The sequence below is a fragment of the Streptomyces sp. NPDC088387 genome (assembly GCF_044753385.1).
Lineage (GTDB): Bacteria > Actinomycetota > Actinomycetes > Streptomycetales > Streptomycetaceae > Streptomyces.
Window position 1 is genome coordinate 327110 of record NZ_JBIVNC010000003.1, and the last position, 19080, is coordinate 346189.

The 19080-nt window shown below is 71.0% G+C and carries 15 protein-coding genes and 1 pseudogene; 9 read left to right on the plus strand and 7 right to left on the minus strand.

Annotated elements, in window-relative coordinates; all coding sequences use genetic code 11:
* Positions 1-77: 77 nt before the first annotated feature.
* Both ACIQAC_RS09665 and ACIQAC_RS09670 read left to right on the plus strand, forming a co-directional pair.
* Positions 78-1058, plus strand: coding sequence for an NTP transferase domain-containing protein (locus tag ACIQAC_RS09665; RefSeq protein WP_402188671.1), 981 nt, complete (start codon positions 78-80; stop codon positions 1056-1058).
* Positions 1055-2509, plus strand: coding sequence for a molybdopterin molybdotransferase MoeA (locus tag ACIQAC_RS09670; RefSeq protein ID WP_402188673.1), 1455 nt, complete (start codon positions 1055-1057; stop codon positions 2507-2509). Before ACIQAC_RS09665 ends, ACIQAC_RS09670 begins: the two co-directional genes overlap by 4 nt.
* 70 nt (positions 2510-2579) lie before the next feature.
* Here ACIQAC_RS09670 and ACIQAC_RS09675 read toward each other — a convergent pair whose 3' ends face one another.
* Positions 2580-3695 (minus strand): potassium channel family protein, encoded by a 1116-nt coding sequence (locus ACIQAC_RS09675; protein WP_402188675.1) that lies wholly within the window; start codon positions 3693-3695, stop codon positions 2580-2582.
* A gap of 143 nt (positions 3696-3838) precedes the next feature.
* Here ACIQAC_RS09675 and ACIQAC_RS09680 point away from each other — a divergent pair.
* Positions 3839-4543, plus strand: a pseudogene (locus ACIQAC_RS09680) (potassium channel family protein); the annotation flags it as partial.
* Between the two features lie 50 nt (positions 4544-4593).
* On the opposite strand, the gene ACIQAC_RS09685 reads toward ACIQAC_RS09680, so the two are convergent.
* Together ACIQAC_RS09685 and ACIQAC_RS09690 are read right to left on the minus strand one after the other, a co-directional pair.
* Positions 4594-5439: an ABC transporter permease gene (locus ACIQAC_RS09685; protein ID WP_402188676.1), complete on the minus strand. Its 846-nt coding sequence runs from the start codon at positions 5437-5439 to the stop codon at positions 4594-4596.
* Positions 5436-6440 carry an ATP-binding cassette domain-containing protein gene (locus tag ACIQAC_RS09690; RefSeq protein ID WP_402188678.1) on the minus strand — a complete coding sequence of 335 codons (1005 nt, stop codon included), beginning with the start codon at positions 6438-6440 and terminating at the stop codon, positions 5436-5438. Before ACIQAC_RS09690 ends, ACIQAC_RS09685 begins: the two co-directional genes overlap by 4 nt.
* Before the next feature lie 251 nt (positions 6441-6691).
* On the opposite strand from ACIQAC_RS09690, the gene ACIQAC_RS09695 reads away from it, so the two are divergent.
* Both ACIQAC_RS09695 and ACIQAC_RS09700 read left to right on the plus strand, forming a co-directional pair.
* The gene (locus tag ACIQAC_RS09695) at positions 6692-7669 is read left to right on the plus strand and encodes an NAD(P)H-quinone oxidoreductase (RefSeq protein WP_402188680.1); all 978 of its coding nucleotides are present in this window, start codon (positions 6692-6694) and stop codon (positions 7667-7669) included.
* Between the two features lie 750 nt (positions 7670-8419).
* Complete coding sequence (locus tag ACIQAC_RS09700) at positions 8420-8950, plus strand: bacterial proteasome activator family protein (RefSeq protein WP_402188682.1); 531 nt, start codon at positions 8420-8422, stop codon at positions 8948-8950.
* A 79-nt stretch (positions 8951-9029) separates the two neighbouring features.
* Here the strand turns inward: ACIQAC_RS09700 and ACIQAC_RS09705 are convergent, their stop codons facing one another.
* A complete protein-coding gene (locus ACIQAC_RS09705; protein WP_402188684.1) occupies positions 9030-10676 on the minus strand; it encodes a protein kinase in 1647 nt (548 codons plus the stop codon).
* Between the two features lie 394 nt (positions 10677-11070).
* Here ACIQAC_RS09705 and ACIQAC_RS09710 point away from each other — a divergent pair, with 394 nt between their 5' ends.
* Positions 11071-12654, plus strand: coding sequence for a protein kinase (locus ACIQAC_RS09710; RefSeq protein WP_402189287.1), 1584 nt, complete (start codon positions 11071-11073; stop codon positions 12652-12654).
* A gap of 23 nt (positions 12655-12677) precedes the next feature.
* On the opposite strand, the gene ACIQAC_RS09715 is transcribed toward ACIQAC_RS09710, so the two are convergent.
* Both ACIQAC_RS09715 and ACIQAC_RS09720 read right to left on the minus strand, forming a co-directional pair.
* Positions 12678-13115, minus strand: coding sequence for a pyridoxamine 5'-phosphate oxidase family protein (locus ACIQAC_RS09715; RefSeq protein WP_402188686.1), 438 nt, complete (start codon positions 13113-13115; stop codon positions 12678-12680).
* Between the two features lie 84 nt (positions 13116-13199).
* Complete coding sequence (locus ACIQAC_RS09720) at positions 13200-13859, minus strand: response regulator (protein ID WP_402188688.1); 660 nt, start codon at positions 13857-13859, stop codon at positions 13200-13202.
* A 358-nt stretch (positions 13860-14217) separates the two neighbouring features.
* On the opposite strand from ACIQAC_RS09720, the gene pdhA reads away from it, so the two are divergent.
* From pdhA to ACIQAC_RS09735, 3 genes are read left to right on the plus strand one after another with little or no spacing between them, the layout of a single operon-like run.
* On the plus strand, positions 14218-15411 hold the full coding sequence (gene pdhA, locus ACIQAC_RS09725; RefSeq protein WP_402188690.1) for a pyruvate dehydrogenase (acetyl-transferring) E1 component subunit alpha: 1194 nt from the start codon (positions 14218-14220) through the stop codon (positions 15409-15411).
* Position 15412: 1 nt separating this feature from the next.
* On the plus strand, positions 15413-16405 hold the full coding sequence (locus ACIQAC_RS09730; RefSeq protein ID WP_402188692.1) for an alpha-ketoacid dehydrogenase subunit beta: 993 nt from the start codon (positions 15413-15415) through the stop codon (positions 16403-16405).
* 10 nt (positions 16406-16415) lie between these two features.
* Entirely contained in the window at positions 16416-17951 is a 1536-nt protein-coding gene (locus ACIQAC_RS09735; RefSeq protein ID WP_402188693.1) for a dihydrolipoamide acetyltransferase family protein, read from the plus strand.
* A gap of 88 nt (positions 17952-18039) precedes the next feature.
* On the opposite strand, the gene ACIQAC_RS09740 is transcribed toward ACIQAC_RS09735, so the two are convergent.
* A complete protein-coding gene (locus ACIQAC_RS09740) occupies positions 18040-18993 on the minus strand; it encodes a Bro-N domain-containing protein (protein ID WP_402188695.1) in 954 nt (317 codons plus the stop codon).
* Positions 18994-19080: the final 87 nt, after the last annotated feature.

The window sequence follows — 19080 nt, forward strand, 5'->3', positions numbered from 1 at the left end:
GTCACCTGTGACGAACAGGACGCCGCCGCCTCTGCGGCACCGTTCCCTGTGATCACACCGCCCCGCATACTCGGTGTGTGACCTCACCGGAGCACTCCGACCTCACGCACGACGGCGCGTACGCCGGTCCGTACGACGCCGTGGTGCTCGCCGGTGGGGCCGCGCGACGGCTCGGAGGCGCGGACAAGCCGGGTGTGCGGGTCGGCGGACGGGCCCTGCTCGACCGGGTCCTCGCCGCCTGCGCCGACGCCATCACCACCGTGGTCGTCGCCGACCCCCGGCCGACCGCCCGTGCGGTCGGCTGGGCCCGGGAGGACCCGCCCGGCGGCGGCCCCCTCGCCGCGCTCGGCGCCGGGCTGCGGCACACCACCGCGGACCGGCTCGTCGTTCTCTCCGCGGATCTGCCGTTCCTTCAGGAGGCGACCGTCCGGCGGCTGTTGGCCGCCCTGCGGGACGGGACCTTTGACGGCGTACTGCTGACCGACCCGGACGGCCGGGACCAGCCGCTCGTCGCCGCCTACCGCGCGGCGGCACTGCGGCGCGCGCTCGCGCGGATCGCGGACGAGCAGGGCGGTCTGACCGGCCTTCCCCTGCGCCGGCTCACCGCCGCGCTGAACCTCACCCGGATCTCGGACCCGGTCGCGTCCTTCGACTGCGACACCTGGGACGACATCGCCACCGCCAGGGCACGCATCAGGGAGCATGGTCACGTGTTGGAAGAATGGATCTCCACAGTCAAGGACGAGCTGGGCATCGAGCTGGACGTGGACGTCCGCGGACTGCTCGACCTGGCCCGTGACGCCGCCCACGGGGTGGACCGGCCGGCGGCGCCGCTGACCACCTTCCTCGTCGGATACGCCGCCGCGCGCGCCGGTGGCGGCCCCGAGGCGGTCGCCGAAGCCTCCCGCAAGGCCACCGCCCTCGCCCTGCGCTGGGCCGAGGAGAACGCCCCCGAGGATGCCGGGAAGCCGGATGCCGGAAAGCCGGATGCCGGGAAGCCGGATGCCGGAAAGCCGGATGCCGGGAAGCCGGATGCCGGGAAGCCGGATGCCGGATGACCGCGCCCGCCGCCCGTGACGGCCGGAACGGCCGGGACGGCCGGGACGCCGGGGATCTCGACGTCGAGGAGGTGCTCGCGCTCGTGAACGAAGCAGCCGGCTCCCGCCGCGACGCCTCCGCCGCGTCCGCGCCCACCGCCAAGCCCGACGCCCGGCACTCCCCCGACGCCCCGCACGAAGACCACGGCGGTCACGGCAGCCACGGAGGCCACGGCACTCACGGCGCATCACGCGGTCACCAGGCCTCCCACTGGCCCGACGCCCGTGAGGCCGCCGCCCGCGCCGCCCGGTCCGGCGCCCGCTCCGGTGCCCGGCGCGCACCCGTCACCGTGCCGCTCGACGCCGCCCTCGGCCTGGTCCTCGCCGCCCCGCTCGCCGCCCTCACCGACCTCCCGTCGTTCGACACCTCGGCGATGGACGGCTGGGCCGTCGCCGGCCCCGGACCCTGGGCCGTACGCGACAAGGGCGTCCTCGCCGGACACGCGCCCGCCGAACCCCTCGACGACGGCGAGGCCGTACGGATCGCCACCGGCGGCCGGATCCCCCCGGACACCACCGCCGTGATCCGCAGCGAGCACGGCCGGACCGACGACAACGGGCGGCTGCACACGACCCGGGACGTCGGCCACGGCCAGGACATCCGCCCGCGCGGCCAGGAGTGCCGCACCGGAGACCAGCTACTGCCCCCCGGCACCCTGATCACCCCGGCGGTCCTCGGCCTCGCCGCGGCCGCCGGCTACGACACCCTCGGTGCCGTCCCGCTGCCCCGCGCCGAGGTGCTGATCCTCGGCGACGAGCTGCTCACCGAGGGCCTCCCGCACGACGGACTGATCCGTGACGCGCTCGGCCCGCTGCTGCCGCCCTGGCTGCGGGCGCTCGGCGCCGAGGTCATCGGCGTGCGCCGGCTCGGCGACGACGCCGAGGCCCTGCACAAGGCGATCACCACCTCCGAGGCCGACCTGATCGTCACGACCGGCGGTACGGCGTCGGGCCCCGTGGACCACGTCCACCCCACCCTGGCCCGAATCGGCGCCGAACTGCTGGTGGACGGCGTCAGGGTCCGCCCCGGACACCCGATGCTGCTGGCCCGCACCCGGCAGAATCAGCACCTCGTGGGGCTCCCCGGCAACCCCCTGGCCGCAGTCTCCGGGCTGGTCACCCTTGCCGAACCACTGCTGCGCACCCTCGCGGCCCGCCCGGCGCCCGAGCCCTACGCGCTGCCACTCCAGGACGCCGTACAGGGGCATCCCCACGACACCCGGCTCGTACCGGTGTCGCTGCGCTCCGACCGTGCGGTGCCGCTGCACTACAACGGGCCGGCGATGCTGCGGGGCGTCGCGGCGGCCGACGCGCTGGCGGTCGTACCGCCGGGTGGCGCCGCGCGTGGGCAGCGCGCGGAGCTGCTGGATCTGCCGTGGGCCAGCGCCGGAGTCAGCGTGTGTTTCACGTGAAACATCGCCGCCGGGCCGCCTGATCCTCAACGGCGGCCCGGCGCGCGCCCGTTGACGCCCGCGTCGGCCGCTACTCCAGCGTCGACTGCACCGGCCTGCTGACCGTGATGACCCGGTCCCTCGGCTGGAGCTTGGACAGCCGCGGATCGGTGTAGTCCAGTACTTCCTTGCCGCGTACGGCGGCCACGACCAGGTCGGCGCAGGCGCGCGGGGAGTTGCCGATCTCCTCCTCGCGCACGGCCCGTTCGATGAGGTCCAGGCCGCTGCCCAGGGTCATCAGATCCTCCAGCAGCCGGGCCACGGAGGGGCTGACCATGGAGACACCGAGCAGCCGGCCGGCGGAGCTGGAGCTGGTGATGACGGTGTCCGCACCGCTCTGCTGGAGCAGCGGCACGTTCTCGTTCTCGCGCACGGCGACCACGATGGTGGCGTGTTTGTTGACCTGGCGGGCGGTGAGGGTGATCAGCGTGGCGGTCTCGTCGCGCTGCGGGGCCACGATGACATGGGCCGCGGACTGCACCTCGGCCTTGATCAGGGTGTCGGTGCGGGTGGCGTCGCCGGTGACGGAGACCAGGCCGTCGTCCGCGGCGGCGCCGGTGGCCTTGCGCTGGGCGTCGACGACGACGATCCGGTCCCGGCTGATGCCCTGTCCGGTCAGCGTCTGCACCGCGTGGCGGCCCTTGGTGCCGTAGCCGATGACCACCACGTGGTCGCGGGTGCGGGAGCGCCAGCGGTGGATGCGGACCTGCTGGCGGGTGCGCTCGGTGAGCACCTCCAGGGTGGTGCCGACCAGGATGATCAGGAACATCACCCGCAGTGGCGTGATGACCAGGATGTTGACCAGCCGGGCCGTGTCGCTGACCGGGGTGACATCGCCGTAGCCGGTGGTGGAGAGGGTGACGGTGGCGTAGTACGCGGCGTCGAGAAGGTCGACACTGCCGTCGGAGTTGTCGGTGTAGCCGTCGGCGTCGACGTAGACGATGAGGATCGTGACGAACAGGACCAGCAGGGCCATCGCGAGCCGGCGCAGCACCTGCTGGAGCGGCGGGATGGTGCTGAGCGTCGGCATCGAGATGGACCGGCCGGCCTCGGCGTCGTCGCGGGCCTCGGTGCGTGAGCGGTACCAGAGGGAGCGGACAATGGACAGCCGCGTCCCTCGTGCCTGTGGTCGCTCGTCCGCCTTCATCGCGTGCCCCCTGTGACGGTGATCCCTACGGTCGGCACCATGGTGACGGACGCTACCCCACGGTTTCGAGGCGGGCGCGCGACGTCCGCCGTCCGGGACGCGAACGGCAGGCAGGTCCGGAAGTCGGATCCGGCAGACTCAGGAGGCTCCTCTTGCGCGATCACGTAGTCGTCATCGGGTTCGGCACCAAGGGACGGTCCGCGATCCGGGCCGTCTGCGCGTCCGGTGTGCCCAAGGACCAGGTGGTGGTCATCGACCCGAGCACCAAGGCGATCGCGGCGGCGGAGGCCGAGGGCTACGGCGGTGTGGCCGGCGACGCGACCCGCAGCGCGGTGCTGCGGCGGGCCGAGGTGCAGCGGGCCGGAAAGATCATCGTGGCGCCGCAGCAGGACGACACGGCGGTGCTGGTGACCCTGACCGCCCGGCAGCTCAATCCGCGGGCGAAGATCGTGGCCTCGGTGCGCGAGGAGGAGAACGCGCCGCTGCTGAAGCACTCCGGCGCCGACGACGTGATCACCAGCGCCGGTGCGGCCGGCCGGCTGCTCGGTCTGTCGGTGCTCAGTCCGGCGGCCGGGCTGGTCATGGAGGACCTGATCCGGCAGGGCGGCGGCCTGGACATCGTGGAACGGCCGGTCACCCGGGCCGAGACGGGAAAGGTCCCGCGCGATCTGGAGGACCTGGTGGTGAGCGTCGTACGCGGCCACCGGGTGCTGGCCTACGACGACGCGGCCGTCGGCACGCTGGAGCTGACGGACCGGGTGATCACGATCGTGCGGGTCGAGCCGGAGAAGCCGGAGACGGACGGGACCCCCGGGTGGATGACCCGGGGGCCCGAACGGCGGCCGTGAGGCGGCGGTGGCGTGATGCCGGGCGCCGGTGAGGCCGGCGCCGCGGAGCGCTACTTGCGGTTGTAGAGCCGCATGGTGATCGGTCCGAAGACCAGGATCAGCGCGGCCGCCCAGCCCAGCGACCAGGCGATCGAGTCGGCCGGCCAGTCGCCCGCCATCAACTCGCGGACGGCGGTGGCCACATGGGTGACCGGGCTGTTGTTCACAAACGCCTGGAGCCAGCCCGGCATGGTCTTCGGGTCGACGAAGACGTTGGACAGGAAGGTGAGCGGGAAGATCACCATCATGCTCACGCCCATGACCGACTTCTCGCTGCGCAGCATCAGACCGAACATGGTCCAGATCCACGAGAACGCGAACGAGAAGACGATCAGCAGCGCGATGCCGGCGACCACTCCGCCGAAGCTCTCCGGGCGGTAGCCGAGGATGATGCCGACGGTCAGCATCACGATCGAGGCGATGGTGTACCGCAGGGCGTCGCCCAGCAGATAGCCGACCATCGTCGACGGCCGCCAGATCGGCAGCGAGCGGAACCGGTCGAAGACACCCTTCTCGATGTCGGTGTTGACCGAGACACCCGTGTACATCGTGATCATGACGACCGACATCACCAGGATGCCGGGCAGCAGGAACTGGATGTACTCCTTCGGCGAACCGGCCAGCGCCCCGCCGAACAGGTACGTGTACATCAGCACCATCATGATCGGGAAGGCGGTGACGTCGAAGAGCTGCTCGGGCACGTGCTTGATCTTCAGCACCGCCCGCCAGCCGAAGGTCAGCGACGCCGACCAGGCGCTGGGCCGCGGCGGCCGCTCCTTGGCGACGAGCAGCTCGGCGAGCGACTCGGCGCTGACCGGTGCGAGGTCCTGGGTCTCGGTGGTGGTCGCGGTACTCATGCCGCTGCCTCGGCTTCCGTCTTGTCGGCCTGCGTGTCATGTCCGGTCAGGGCGAGGAACACCTCGTCCAGGCTGGGCTGGCCCAGCGAGAAGTTGTCCACGGTGATGCCGGTGCGCGCCAGCTCGGCCAGCGCGCGGGCCGCCTGCTCGGCCGCCCCCTGTCCGTTGCCGGGGCCGCCGACGCGGGCCGTCAGCGCCACCGGGTCCGGCTCCAGCTGCACGTCGGCGTCCAGCGCGAGCCGCAGTACCTGCTCGGCCTGGGGCCGCTGCTGCGCGTCACGCAGCCGTACGTGGACGGAGCCGGCGCCGACCGACGCCTTCAGCTCGCCCTTGGTGCCCTCGGCGATCACCTTGCCGCGGTCGATCACGGCGATCCGGGACGCCAGCTGGTCGGCCTCGTCCAGATACTGCGTGGTCAGCAGCACGGTGGTGCCGTGCGCGACGACCGCGCGGACGATGTCCCACACCTGGTTGCGGCTGCGCGGGTCAAGACCGGTGGTCGGCTCGTCGAGGAAGAGCAGGTCCGGGGTGTTGAGAATCGACGCGGCGATGTCGATACGGCGCCGCATACCGCCCGAGTAGTTCTTGATCTGCTTTCCGGCCGCCTCGGTCAGGCCGAACGCCTCCAGGAGTTGGGCGCTGCGTGCGTAGGCGGCCTTCTTGCCGTGGCCCAGGAGCCGGGCCAGCAGGACCAGGTTCTCGGTGCCGGTCAGGTCCTCGTCCACGGACGCGTACTGCCCGGTGAGGCTGACCCGGCTGCGGACCGCGTCGGCCTCGCGGACGACGTCGTGGCCGAAGACGTGCGCCTGGCCGCCGTCCGGCCTGAGGAGGGTGGCGAGCATCTTCACGGTGGTGGTCTTCCCGGCGCCGTTCGGACCGAGGACGCCGTAGACCGTGCCGGTGGGTACCGCGAGGTCGACGCCGTCGACCGCCCGGGTGTCGCCGAACGTCTTCACCAGGCCCGCGGTCTCGATGGCCAGGCCAGAGGTCTGCTGGCTCATGGTGGGTTTTCCTTCCGGAGGTCATTCCACGTACATGGGTTACGCATGGGGAGACTTTTACCGTGGCTCAGACTCATCGGTTTCGCACAGGTTTTTTACGGGAGACCGGACGAAAGGTGTACGAGGGTCGGTCGCGGGGCCGAGGAACCTGAGGCGGAGCGCCGGGACCAGGGGCGGAGGCCGGGCCCGGGTGATGAGGCCGCTGTGTACGGCCGGTCCACTTCGGGGGCCCGGGCGGTAGCGTCGACCTCATGCATGCGATCACGATTTCCGAACCTGGTGGGCCCGAGGCGCTCGTGTGGGACGAGGTCTCCGATCCGGTGCCCGGCGAGGGCGAAGTACTGGTCGACGTGGTGGCCAGCGCCGTCAACCGCGCCGACATCCTGCAACGCCAGGGGTTCTACAACCCGCCCCCCGGCGCCTCCCCCTACCCCGGCCTCGAATGCTCGGGGCGGATCTCCGCCGTCGGGCCCGGCGTGACCGGATGGGCCGTCGGCGACGAGGTGTGCGCCCTGCTCTCCGGCGGTGGATACGCCGAGAAGGTCGCCGTCCCGGCCGGACAGCTGCTGCCGCTTCCCGCGGGCACCGACCTCAGGCACGCCGCCGCGCTTCCCGAGGTGACCTGCACGGTCTGGTCGAACGTCTTTATGATCTCCCATCTGGCTCCCGGCGAGACGCTGCTTGTGCACGGCGGCTCCAGTGGCATCGGGACCATGGCCATCCAGCTCGCCAAGGCGGTCGGTGCGCGGGTCGCCGTCACCGCGGGGTCCAAGGAGAAGCTGGAGCGCTGTGCCGAGCTGGGCGCCGACATCCTCGTCAACTACCGCGAGCAGGATTTCGTCGAGGAGGTCAAGAACGCCACGGGCGGGGTGGGGGCGGACGTGATCCTCGACAACATGGGTGCGAAGTATCTGGACCGGAACGTCCGGACTCTTGCCGTCAACGGCCGGCTCGCGATCATCGGGCTTCAGGGGGGTGGCAAGGGTGAGCTGAACATCGGTGCGTTGCTGGGGAAGCGCGGGGTGGTCAGCGCGACGTCTTTGCGGGCTCGGCCGCTGGGGGAGAAGGCGGCGATCGTGGCGGCCGTGCGGGAGCGTGTGTGGCCTCTGATCGAGGCTGGTCAGGTGCGGGCGGTTGTTGATCGGGAGCTTCCGATGCGGGAGGCGGCGGGTGCGCATCGGGTGGTGGAGGAGAGTGGGCATGTGGGGAAGGTGCTGCTGACCACGTAGTGCTGGGCCGGGGTTGTTGTGCCAGTGCGGGCCGGTTCGGGCTGGTCGCGCAGTTCCCCGCGCCCCTGTCGGGTGAGGTGGGCTTGGCGGTTTGCGGTTGCCGGGTGCGGGCCGGTTGGGGCCGGTCGCGCAGTTCCCCGCGCCCCTCTCTCGGCATTGGCCGGGCGCCGGTCGATCGGTGGCCTGCGTCCAGCTTCTACGCGCGGCGTAGGCGTAGGGCCAAGAAGGTCAGAGCCAGGCCCAGGCCTATCAGGATCAGGCCGGTGCCCAGGGGGAGTACGCGTAGGGCCGGGGCGGATCGGCGGTCCGGGTCCGCCACCGGAGCGGCCTTCGGGTTGTGCACCGGCCGCGGGGGTGGTGTGGCCGGCACCGGCGTGGTCGGTGAGGGTGTTGCCTCCGGTAGCGCGGTCTCCTCGGGCCGTCCCGGTCGCTTCCGGCCCTCCCCCGGCCCACTCCCCGCCCGGCTGGGCTCAGGGGAGACGACGGTGGGCGGGGCGGCCTGCGATACGACCCCGTGGGCCGGGGCGCTCGCCGGCCACCACAGCAGTGCCGCGCATGTCAGCAGCGCCCCGAGTGCTGGGCCCACTCGGGGGTGGGGGCGGGTGGCCTGCGGTGAGCGGGGCACGGGACAAGCTTCACATTCGGCCACCTGCGTGGCATTTCGCAGGGGGCCGATCGGCGGGCCGTGGCGTATCGGCTTCCGTGGGGGGCAACACGGTACTGACGTGCGCGGTGCGAGAGAATGACCGTATGGAGATGCCGAGGAACGAAAGGTCGCCGGAGAACGCCCAGAGGATCCTGGTCGTGGGCCAGGACGGCATGGCTCTCGGCGGCGGCGCAGACGACGACTCCCGCGAGGTCCCGGTGACGGAGATGGTCGAGCAGCCGGCGAAGGTGATGCGGATCGGCAGCATGATCAAGCAGCTCCTGGAGGAGGTGCGGGCGGCTCCCCTGGACGAGGCGAGCCGGGTCCGGCTCAAGGAGATCCACGCCAGTTCGGTGAAGGAGCTGGAGGACGGTCTGGCGCCGGAGCTCGTCGAGGAGCTGGAGCGGCTCTCACTGCCCTTCACCGACGAGGGCATCCCGTCCGACGCGGAACTGCGCATCGCGCAGGCGCAGTTGGTCGGCTGGCTGGAGGGTCTCTTCCACGGGATCCAGACCACCCTGTTCGCCCAGCAGATGGCCGCGCGGGCCCAGTTGGAGCAGATGCGCCGGGCGCTGCCGCCCGGTGTCACCCCGGAAGGCGGCGAGGAACCCCACACGGGCGGCCCCTACCTGTAACAGCCAAGGCGCACACGCAAGCAAAAGGCCCGGCAAGTGCCGGGCCTTTCCCATGGGTTCCGTCGAGTTCGGCCGGTCCTCAGCTCGGCGGGTTGCCCGTCGAGACGCTCAGCTGGATCTCCGGCACTGCCTTCGGGTCGGCGTCCGTCCCGGACGCCGGGAACTGGTTGATGACCGATCCCTCGCCGTACGTGTTCTCGTCGACGTTGTCGACCTTCAGCTGCCAGCCCGCGGCCTGGAGGCACGCCTTGACCGACGCGAGGTACTTGTACCGGAAGTCCGGGATCCGGATCTTCGTCGGGTCGTTGTACGCCTCTTCCGGCTCGGTGCACTCCGAGGTCTCGATCGTCTTCGACGTGTCCGGACCCCGGTAACCCGGCTGCTTCTCGGCGGACGCCGACGGGCTCGGCTTGTCGGAGCCCTCGTTGCCGTCGTCGCCGCCCAGGGTCAGGGCCGCGATCAGACCGCCGACCGCGAGCAGGGCGACGACCACCGAGCCGATGATCACCGGCCGGTTGCTCTTGCCGCCACCGCCACCGCCACCGCCGCCCGGCGTCTGCGCGGTCTGCGGGGTGAGGTTGTACGGCGGCGGGGTCGACGGGGCGCCGTGCTGCGGGGAGTACGCGGCCGGGGACGGCGTCTGGTACCCGCCCTGCTGGGGGTAGCCGTACGCCGGGGAAGGCGTCGGCGGGCCGTACGGGTTCGGCGGCGGGGTCGGCTGGTACGGCGTCTGGACATGGCCCTGGGGCGCCTGCGCGGCCTGGTCGACCGGCGGGAAGACGGCCGAGCCGACACCCGAACCGCTCTGCGTGGACGCGCCCGGCACGATGTTGGGCGGCGTCGCGTGGAAGGAGCTCGCGACCCGCAGGCACTCGTCGCGCATCGCCACCGCCGTGGGGAAGCGCTCGTTCGGGTTCTTCTTCAGCGCCCGGGTGATCAGCGCGTCGACGGCCGGCGGCAGCGCCCGGTTGACCGAGGAGGCGGTGACCGGCTCCTCCTGCACATGCGCGTACGCGATGGCCAGCGGGGAGTCCGCGTCGAACGGCAGCCGCCCGGTGACCAGCTGGAACAGCATGATGCCGACCGAGTAGAGGTCGGAGCGGGCGTCGACGCCCCGGCCGAGGGCCTGCTCCGGCGACAGGTACTGCGGGGTGCCGACGACCATGCCGGTCTGCGTCATCGACGTCACGCCGGACTGCATGGCGCGCGCGATGCCGAAGTCCATCACCTTGACGACACCGCGCTTGGTCACCATGACGTTGCCCGGCTTGATGTCGCGGTGGACCAGGCCCATCTCGTGGCTGATCTCCAGCGCGGCGAGCACGTCCGCGGTGACCTTCAGCGCCTTGTCGGCGCCCATCGCGCCGAACTGCCGTACGTCCTCGTCGAGCACAGAGCCGAGCGGGCGGCCCTCGACGTACTCCATGACGATGTACGGAGTCGTCATTCCGTCGAAGTCGTCCTCGCCGGTGTCGAAGACCGAGACGATGTTGGTGTGCGTGAGCTTCGCCACGGCCTGTGCCTCGCGGCGGAACCGCTCGCGGAACGCCTGCTCGCGCCCGAGTTCGCTGTGCAGTGTCTTGATGGCGACCTGGCGGTCGAGCACCGAGTCGTACGCGAGATGCACCGAGGCCATGCCGCCCTGGCCGAGCAAGTCACGCAGCTGGTAGCGGCCACCGGCGATCCCGCGCCCCGCATACCGGCCCTGTGCGCCGTCCTGGCTCATTGTTCTGCGTCCCCCATTGGCGCCGGCGACAGCGGCTGCTGTGCTCCCGCAATCCACCAGTGATCGAAAGTGCTATTCCCGGCCAAGTCTGCCCGAGGGCACTGACACGTCAAGTTCGGTGCCCGATCCGTGACCGTACGCGAAAGAAGCGTCGCGGAAGCGTTACAGCGCACGTACGGCCGGTACACAGGATTTGCACGACGATAAGGCCGCACGGTTTCATGACCGGTCCGTCCAGGGACGGCACCGGTGACCGTGCCGGCTCCTTCCGGCGGACGTCCGGGCCCGGTTCGGGCGTCCCGACTCGCACCGGCGGCTTGCGCGGAGGCTGTAGCGTGGCCGACGGAGACCGTAACAACACCGCGCGCACCGCGGGCAGAAACGACGGCGAGGACTGATGGCACAGCAGCGCGCTCAGGGCCCGTCCGACCCCGAGGCGGCTGGCGGCGGGATGTCAGACGCGCCGGAGCTGTGGGGCAACGGCGGACTGGTGGGGGACGGCCGGTACCGGCTGACCCGCAGACTCGGCCGGGGCGGTATGGCCGAGGTGTTCGCCGCCGAGGACGTTCGTCTCGGACGCACCGTGGCGGTGAAGCTGCTCCGTTCCGACCTGGCCGAGGACCCGACCTCCAAGGCCCGCTTCACCCGCGAGGCACAGTCGGTGGCCGGGCTCAACCACCACGCGATCGTCGCCGTGTACGACTCCGGCGAGGACTTCGTGGGCGGCCAGTCCGTGCCGTACATCGTGATGGAGATCGTCGAGGGCCGCACGATCCGTGATCTGCTGCTCAACGCGGAGGCCCCCGGGCCCGAGCAGGCGCTGATCATCGTGTCCGGTGTCCTGGAGGCGCTCGCCTACTCGCACCAGCACGGCATCGTGCACCGCGACATCAAGCCGGCCAACGTGATCATCACGCACAACGGCGCCGTGAAGGTCATGGACTTCGGCATCGCGCGCGCCCTGCACGGCGCGTCCACGACGATGACGCAGACCGGCATGGTCATGGGCACCCCCCAGTACCTGTCGCCGGAGCAGGCGCTCGGCAAGGCCGTCGACCACCGCTCCGACCTCTACGCGACCGGCTGCCTGCTCTACGAACTCCTGTCGCTGCGCCCGCCGTTCATCGGCGAGACCCCGCTGTCGGTGGTCTACCAGCATGTGCAGGACATCCCGACGCCGCCGTCCGAGGTCTCCGACGTCTCACCGCCGGAGCTGGACGGTCTCGCGATGCGGGCGCTCGCCAAGGAGCCGGACGACCGTTTCCAGACCGCCGAGGAGATGCGCGGCCTGGTCCAGTACGGCCTCCAGATGCTCTACGACCAGGGCGGCCACACCGGCACCTGGAACACCGGCCCGGTGGAGACCCACGACGGCCGGCACACCCCGGCGATGGGCACGGCCGGCACCGCGGTGCTGCCGCACCCGTCCGACGGTTCGCACACCTCGCAGATCCAGCAGCCGATCATCCCGCCGTACGGAAACGGCCGCGACGACGGCGGTTTCGACGGCAGCGGCGGCCGCGGCCGCGGTGGCAACAAGCTGTGGATACTCGCGGTGCTCGGTGTGATCGCGATCGTCGCGGGTGTGGCGCTGGCGCTGAACAACGGCGACTCGGAGGGCGGCGGCGGAAGCGACACCCAGTCGCCGACCACCTCGCAGACCACCGAGGACAACCGGACCAGCTCGTCGCCGAGCGACGAGGCCAGCGAGGAGACCGAGGACCCCGGTACCTCGAACGAGAACGGTTCGGGCGGCGGCTGGGAGTACACCCCGTCCCAGACACCCTCGGCGACCACGACCGAGCCGACGCCCACACCGACCGACACCCAGCCCACGGACACGGAGCCGACGGACACCGAGCCGACCGACACCGAGCCCACGGACACCGAGCCGACCGACGTCGACCCGCCCACGGGGGAGCCGACGGGCGGCGGCCCCGAGGGCGCGGACGGCGGCCTGCCCGGCGGGGTCGGCTGACCGCACCCGGCGGCACAACCGCCTCAGTCTTCCCGCCCCGACCCGCCCCGCAGTCCGTCGTCCGTCGAGTGGACCGTCGCGAACTGCGGGGTCAGCCGGAGATAGACCGGGTCGTAGGGCTCGCCGTCCGCCACGCGCGGCGGGGGGCCGAGGCGGTCGAGTTCGGCGGCGGTCGGTTCGGCCGCCGCGCACTCGCCGACGACGTGCACGGCCCACGCCCCGGCGGTGGACTCCGCCAGGCCCAGGCTGTCGGCCCCGTACGCGACCACATGCCCCACACACGCCTGGTCGTACCCCGGGCGGCCGTGCATCCGCAGCAGCACCCGGCCGTCGGTGACGATGTGCCGCGCGGGCGCCAGGAAGGGCAGCGCGCGCATGCTCGCCGCGACCCGGCCGTGGGCGGTACGGCCGAGCAGTTCGGTGGCGAGGGAGAGGTCGTCCGGCGCTTCGTCGCAGGGCATGGTGTCACTGTGCGCGACCGGATCGGCCCGCGACAGGGGCGGCGGACCCGCGAGGACGGGACGTAAGTCCCGGACCTCGGGAATTCAGTGTTTCTCCACCTGCATTCGGGCCACGAAGGCCGCCGCCTGGGAGCGTCGCTGCATACCGAGTTTGGACAGCAGACCCGACACATAATTCTTGATCGTCTTTTCGGCGAGATGCAGTTCTTCGCCGATCTGCCGATTGGTGAGGCCCTCGCCGATCAGATCGAGGATCCGGCGCTCCTGCTCGGTGAGCCGGGCGAGCCGGTCGTCCGTCTTCGGGCCGCCGCCCTCGCGCAGCCGCTCCAGCACCCGGGCGGTGGCGACGGGGTCGAGCAGTGACTTTCCGGCCGCCACGTCCCGTACGGCGCTCAGCAGCTCGCTGCCGCGGATCGCCTTGAGGACGTACCCCGAGGCGCCCGCCATGATCGCGTCGAAGAGGGCCTCGTCGTCGGCGAACGAGGTCAGCATCAGGCACCGGACGGACTCGTCGCCGGAGCGGATCTCGCGGCACACCTCAACGCCGCTGCCGTCCGGGAGCCGTACGTCGAGCACCGCCACGTCGGGCCGGGTGGCCGGAATCCGTGCCAGCGCCTCCGCGGCCGTACCGGCCTCGCCGACCACCTCGACATCGGCCTCCGCCGAGAGCAGCTCGTGCACTCCGCGCCGGACCACCTCGTGGTCGTCCAGGAGAAATACCCGGATTTTTCCGTTTTCGATCACGGCGCCAGTGTCACATACAGGCTCTTCCCGTGCCCGGGGCCGGCGGGATAACGTGCCGTTGTTCCGGCCCCCTGCAAGGCTGTGACCAGGAGTTGTCCCCGGCTTTCCGGATTTACTTGGAAATCCAAGCAAAATCCCTGGTCAGAAGGGGTTTCACAGAAATGTGGAGCACTGGGTAACGTGATTGTTGCAGGGTCTTCGCCGGGGCACCTGTCACGCCCGTCCACCGGCCGGATCGCACCCCACCCCGTGCGTCGGCCGGAAAACGGGTGAGCCGCTCCCCCAGACCCCTGAACGGCGCTGGGGGAACCCCCAGCGCCCGGCGAACCCGGGACGCCGGACCGACGGAGGAGCACACGTGACCGTGGAGAGCACTGCCGCGCCCAAGCCGCGACGCAGCGCCGGTACCAAGAGCACGGCCGGTAAGCGATCAACCCGGAAGTCACCGGGAACCGAGCCCGAACTGGTGCAGTTGCTGACACCCGAGGGCAAACGCGTCAAGACCGCGGACAACGCGGCGAACGCGGCCTACGAGAAGTTCGTCGCCGACATCACCCCGGACGAGCTGCGCGGCCTGTACCGCGACATGGTGCTCACCCGCCGCTTCGACGCGGAGGCCACCTCCCTCCAGCGTCAGGGCGAGCTGGGCCTGTGGGCGTCGCTGCTCGGCCAGGAGGCCGCCCAGATCGGCTCCGGCCGCGCCCTGCGCGACGACGACTACGTCTTCCCGACCTACCGCGAGCACGGTGTCGCCTGGTGCCGCGGCGTCGACCCGACCAATCTGCTCGGCATGTTCCGCGGCGTGAACAACGGCGGCTGGGACCCGGGCGGCAACAACTTCCACCTCTACACGATCGTCATCGGCTCCCAGACCCTGCACGCCACCGGCTACGCGATGGGCGTCGCCAAGGACGGCGCGGACTCGGCGGTCATCGCCTACTTCGGCGACGGCGCCTCCAGCCAGGGTGACGTGGCCGAGTCGTTCACCTTCTCCGCGGTCTACAACGCGCCGGTGGTGTTCTTCTGCCAGAACAACCAGTGGGCGATCTCCGAGCCCACCGAGAAGCAGACCCGCGTCCCGCTCTACCAGCGCGCACAGGGCTACGGCTTCCCGGGCGTCCGCGTCGACGGCAACGACGTCCTCGCGAGCCTCGCGGTCACCCGCTGGGCCCTGGAGCGGGCCCGCAACGGCGAGGGCCCCACGCTGGTCGAGGCGTACACGTACCGCATGGGCGCGCACACCACCTCCGACGACCCGACCAAGTACCGGGCCGACGAGGAGCGCGAGTCCTGGGAGGCCAAGGACCCGATCCTGCGCCTGCGCCGGTACCTGGAGTCCGCAAACCACGCGGACGAGGGATTCTTCGCGGAACTGGAGACGGAGAGCGAGGCGTTGGGCAGGCGAGTGCGTGAAGCGGTCCGCGCCATGCCCGACCCGGACCACTTCGCCATCTTCGAGAACGTGTACGCGGACGGGCACGCGCTCGTCGACGAGGAGCGCGCCCAGTTCGCCGCGTATCAGGCGTCGTTCGCCGACGCAGGGGAGGTCTGAGATGGCTGAGGCTGTGACGATCAAGAACCTGGCCCTGGCCAAGGCGATCAACGAGTCGCTGCGCACGGCGCTGGAGGCGGACCCCAAGGTCCTGATCATGGGCGAGGACGTCGGCAAGCTCGGCGGCGTCTTCCGCGTGACGGACGGGCTCCAGAAGGACTTCGGCGAGAGCCGTGTCATCGACACCCCGCTCGCCGAGTCCGGCATCGTCGGCACCGCGATCGGCCTGGCCCTGCGCGGCTACCGCCCCGTGGTGGAGATCCAGTTCGACGGCTTCGTCTTCCCGGCCTACGACCAGATCGTCACCCAGCTCGCGAAGATGCACGCGCGCTCGCTGGGCAAGATCAAGATGCCGGTCGTCGTACGCATTCCGTACGGCGGCGGGATCGGCGCGGTCGAGCACCACTCGGAGTCCCCGGAGTCGCTCTTCGCGCACGTGGCGGGCCTGAAGGTGGTCTCGCCGTCCAACGCGTCCGACGCGTACTGGATGATGCAGCAGGCCATCCAGAGCGACGACCCGGTGATCTTCTTCGAGCCCAAGCGGCGCTACTGGGACAAGGCCGAGGTCAACACGGAGGCGATCCCCGGCCCGCTGCACAAGGCCCGGGTGGTCCGCGAGGGCACCGACGTGACGCTCGCGGCCTACGGCCCCATGGTCAAGCTCTGCCAGGAGGTCGCGGACGTCGCGGCGGAGGAGGGCAGGTCCCTGGAGATCCTCGACCTGCGCTCGGTGTCGCCGCTGGACTTCGACTCGATCCAGACGTCGGTGGAGAAGACCCGCCGGCTGATCGTGGTCCACGAGGCGCCGGTGTTCTTCGGCTCGGGCGCGGAGATCGCCGCCCGGATCACGGAGCGCTGCTTCTACCACCTGGAGGCCCCGGTGCTCCGGGTCGGCGGCTACCACGCCCCGTACCCGCCCGCGCGCCTGGAGGAGGAGTACCTGCCGGGCCTGGACCGGGTGCTCGACGCCGTCGACCGCGCCTTGGCGTACTGAGGAGAGGGTCGTGACGACGATGACCGAAGGGTCCGTACGCGAGTTCAAGATGCCCGATGTGGGCGAGGGACTCACCGAGGCCGAGATCCTCAAGTGGTACGTGCAGCCCGGCGACACGGTGACCGACGGCCAGGTGGTGTGCGAGGTCGAGACCGCCAAGGCCGCGGTGGAACTCCCCATCCCCTACGACGGTGTGGTCCGCGAACTCCGCTTCCCCGAGGGCACGACGGTGGACGTGGGTACGGCGATCATCGCGGTGGACGTGGCGGGAGGTGCGGCCCCGGCCGCGTCGGCACCCGCCGCCGAGGCGCCGGTGGCGACGGCTCCCGTGGCGACTGCTCCCGCGGCGACTGCTCCCGCGGCGAAGGCGCCCGTGGCGGAGGCGCCCGTCGCCGAGGCCAAGCCGGAGGGCCGCCAGCCGGTGCTCGTGGGCTACGGAGTGGCGACGACGTCGACGCGCCGCCGCCCCCGCAAGAACGCCGAGGAGGTGCCGCAGCAGCAGTACGCGGCGGCCGTCCAGGCGGAACTGAACGGCCACGCGCAGGTGACGGAGGCCGCGCCGCCGGCGTCCCAGCCGGCGCCCGCCCCCGCGGCGCCCGCTCCGGTGGCAGGTGAACGCCCGCTGGCCAAGCCCCCGGTGCGCAAGCTCGCCAAGGACCTGGGCGTCGACCTGGCGACGGTGGTCCCGTCGGGTCCGGACGGCATCATCACGCGGGAGGACGTCCAAGCGGCGGCCACCCCGAAGCCGGAGACGAAGGCCGAGACGAAGGCCGAGTCCGCGGCCGCGCCGCAGACGCAGGTCGTGCGGCCGTCCGCTCCGCCCGCGCCCTCCTCCTTCGACGCCTCGCGCGAGACCCGGGTCCCGGTGCGGGGGGTGCGCAAGGCGACGGCGGCGGCGATGGTCGGTTCGGCGTTCACGGCGCCGCATGTCACGGAGTTCGTGACGGTGGACGTGACGCGCACGATGCGGCTGGTGGAGGAGCTGAAGGAGGACAAGGAGTTCGCGGGCCGACGCGTGAACCCCCTCCTGCTGATCGCGAAGGCCCTGATGGTCGCGGTCCGGCGCAACCCGGACGTCAACGCGTCCTGGGACGAGGCCAACCAGGAGATCGTGGTCAAGCACTACGTGAACCTGGGCATCGCGGCGGCCACACCGCGCGGCCTGATCGTCCCGAACATCAAGGACGCGCACGACAAGACCCTGCCGCAGCTGGCCGACGCGCTCAGCGAGCTGGTGGCGACCGCCCGCGACGGCAAGACGTCACCGGCGGCGATGCAGGGCGGCACGGTGACGATCACCAACGTGGGCGTCTTCGGCATCGACACGGGTACGCCGATCCTGCCTCCGGGCGAGTCGGCGATCCTCGCGGTCGGCGCGATCAGGCTCCAGCCGTGGGTCCACAAGAACAAGGTCAAGCCCCGTCAGGTCACCACACTGGCGCTCTCCTTCGACCACCGCCTGGTCGACGGCGAGCTCGGCTCGAAGGTCCTGGCGGACGTGGCAGCCGTCCTGGAACAGCCGAAGCGGCTGATCACCTGGGCGTGAGGCCGCCCGACGAGATAGGTTGAAAAGGAAGAAGGGGTGCCGCAATCTCGGTTTGCGACACCCCTTCTTCCTGTCACCAGCCCATGAATCAGGGCTGGTTCAGCACGTACACCGGCGCTCCGTCGTCCGCCGCGCCCCGCGAACGGATGCAGGCGTGCTTGCGCAGCAGCCGCAGGCACTCGTTGACGCGGTGGACGGTCAGACCCGTTCGGGCGGCGATGGATTCGAGCGGTTGACGCAGCTCGCCCTGCTCGACCAGGACCGGGGCGATGACGACGGCCACCGTCCAGACGTCCTCGGTCACGGACAACCGCCGCCGCCAGTCGGCCAGCACCGACTCCGTGGTCGGGCACGAGGCCGGCTCGGTGGGTGTCGCCCGCACGCCGGCCAGGGTGTCCAGTCGGCTCGCGATGCGCTCCATGGCCTCCGCCATGGCCTGTTGGGCGGTGAGCGTCTCGCGCTGCATCGCCAGCATCTCCTTCTGCACCGAGAGCGACTCCTGCTGTGCGACCGCGAGGTCCTCGTCCGCCCGGAGGTTGCGCTCCTCAAGCCGGACGATGGCCTCGGCGACCTGTTCCGGCATGGCGTACGCGATGGGCGCACCCGGCCCGGTGGGCTGCACCTCGGCCTCTTCGAGGGAGTAGGAACCCTCGCGCTGCACGGTCTCGATGACTTCCGCGGCCCACTGCTTGAAAGGCGCGCAGGCGGGTTTTGTACAGGCGTTGACGAGCAGGATGAGGCCCTGGAGAGAGATGACATTCATGTCTCGGCGCCACTCCCTACCTGCGGGAACGCTGAGACCGTAAGCTCCAGTTACAGTCTCGAGTGTCTCTCGATGGGCGTCCGGGACATGATCTGAGAGTGCCTGCCGGGAGTTGCTGTGTCCCAACTGCTTGCAGACATCCACCGCCGGGAACCAGTGGGCTCCGTCCGGCATCGTCAACCGCCGGACCCTGGCTCCCGTCGCCGCGTACACGAAGTCGCTGATGTCGATCGCGTCGTGCTGTTCACCCGTGTGGGGTCGCTTGCTCGGTTCGTTCATTCGAACCACCTCCGCAGCGGAACCTAGGGCGGAGGAAATCGAATATGCCAGCCGACCTAACGATGTTCACTTATGCGAGGGAAGATC

Bases quoted from the DNA above. Each gene is read 5' to 3' on its own strand.
- ACIQAC_RS09670 (WP_402188673.1), top strand. From the start codon at position 1,055: ATGACCGCGCCCGCCGCCCGTGACGGCCGGAACGGCCGGGACGGCCGG.
- ACIQAC_RS09675 (WP_402188675.1), bottom strand. From the start codon at position 3,695: ATGAAGGCGGACGAGCGACCACAGGCACGAGGGACGCGGCTGTCCATT.
- ACIQAC_RS09685 (WP_402188676.1), bottom strand. From the start codon at position 5,439: ATGAGTACCGCGACCACCACCGAGACCCAGGACCTCGCACCGGTCAGC.
- ACIQAC_RS09690 (WP_402188678.1), bottom strand. From the start codon at position 6,440: ATGAGCCAGCAGACCTCTGGCCTGGCCATCGAGACCGCGGGCCTGGTG.
- ACIQAC_RS09695 (WP_402188680.1), top strand. From the start codon at position 6,692: ATGCATGCGATCACGATTTCCGAACCTGGTGGGCCCGAGGCGCTCGTG.
- ACIQAC_RS09700 (WP_402188682.1), top strand. From the start codon at position 8,420: ATGGAGATGCCGAGGAACGAAAGGTCGCCGGAGAACGCCCAGAGGATC.
- ACIQAC_RS09705 (WP_402188684.1), bottom strand. From the start codon at position 10,676: ATGAGCCAGGACGGCGCACAGGGCCGGTATGCGGGGCGCGGGATCGCC.
- ACIQAC_RS09715 (WP_402188686.1), bottom strand. From the start codon at position 13,115: ATGCCCTGCGACGAAGCGCCGGACGACCTCTCCCTCGCCACCGAACTG.
- ACIQAC_RS09730 (WP_402188692.1), top strand. From the start codon at position 15,413: ATGGCTGAGGCTGTGACGATCAAGAACCTGGCCCTGGCCAAGGCGATC.
- ACIQAC_RS09740 (WP_402188695.1), bottom strand. From the start codon at position 18,993: ATGAACGAACCGAGCAAGCGACCCCACACGGGTGAACAGCACGACGCG.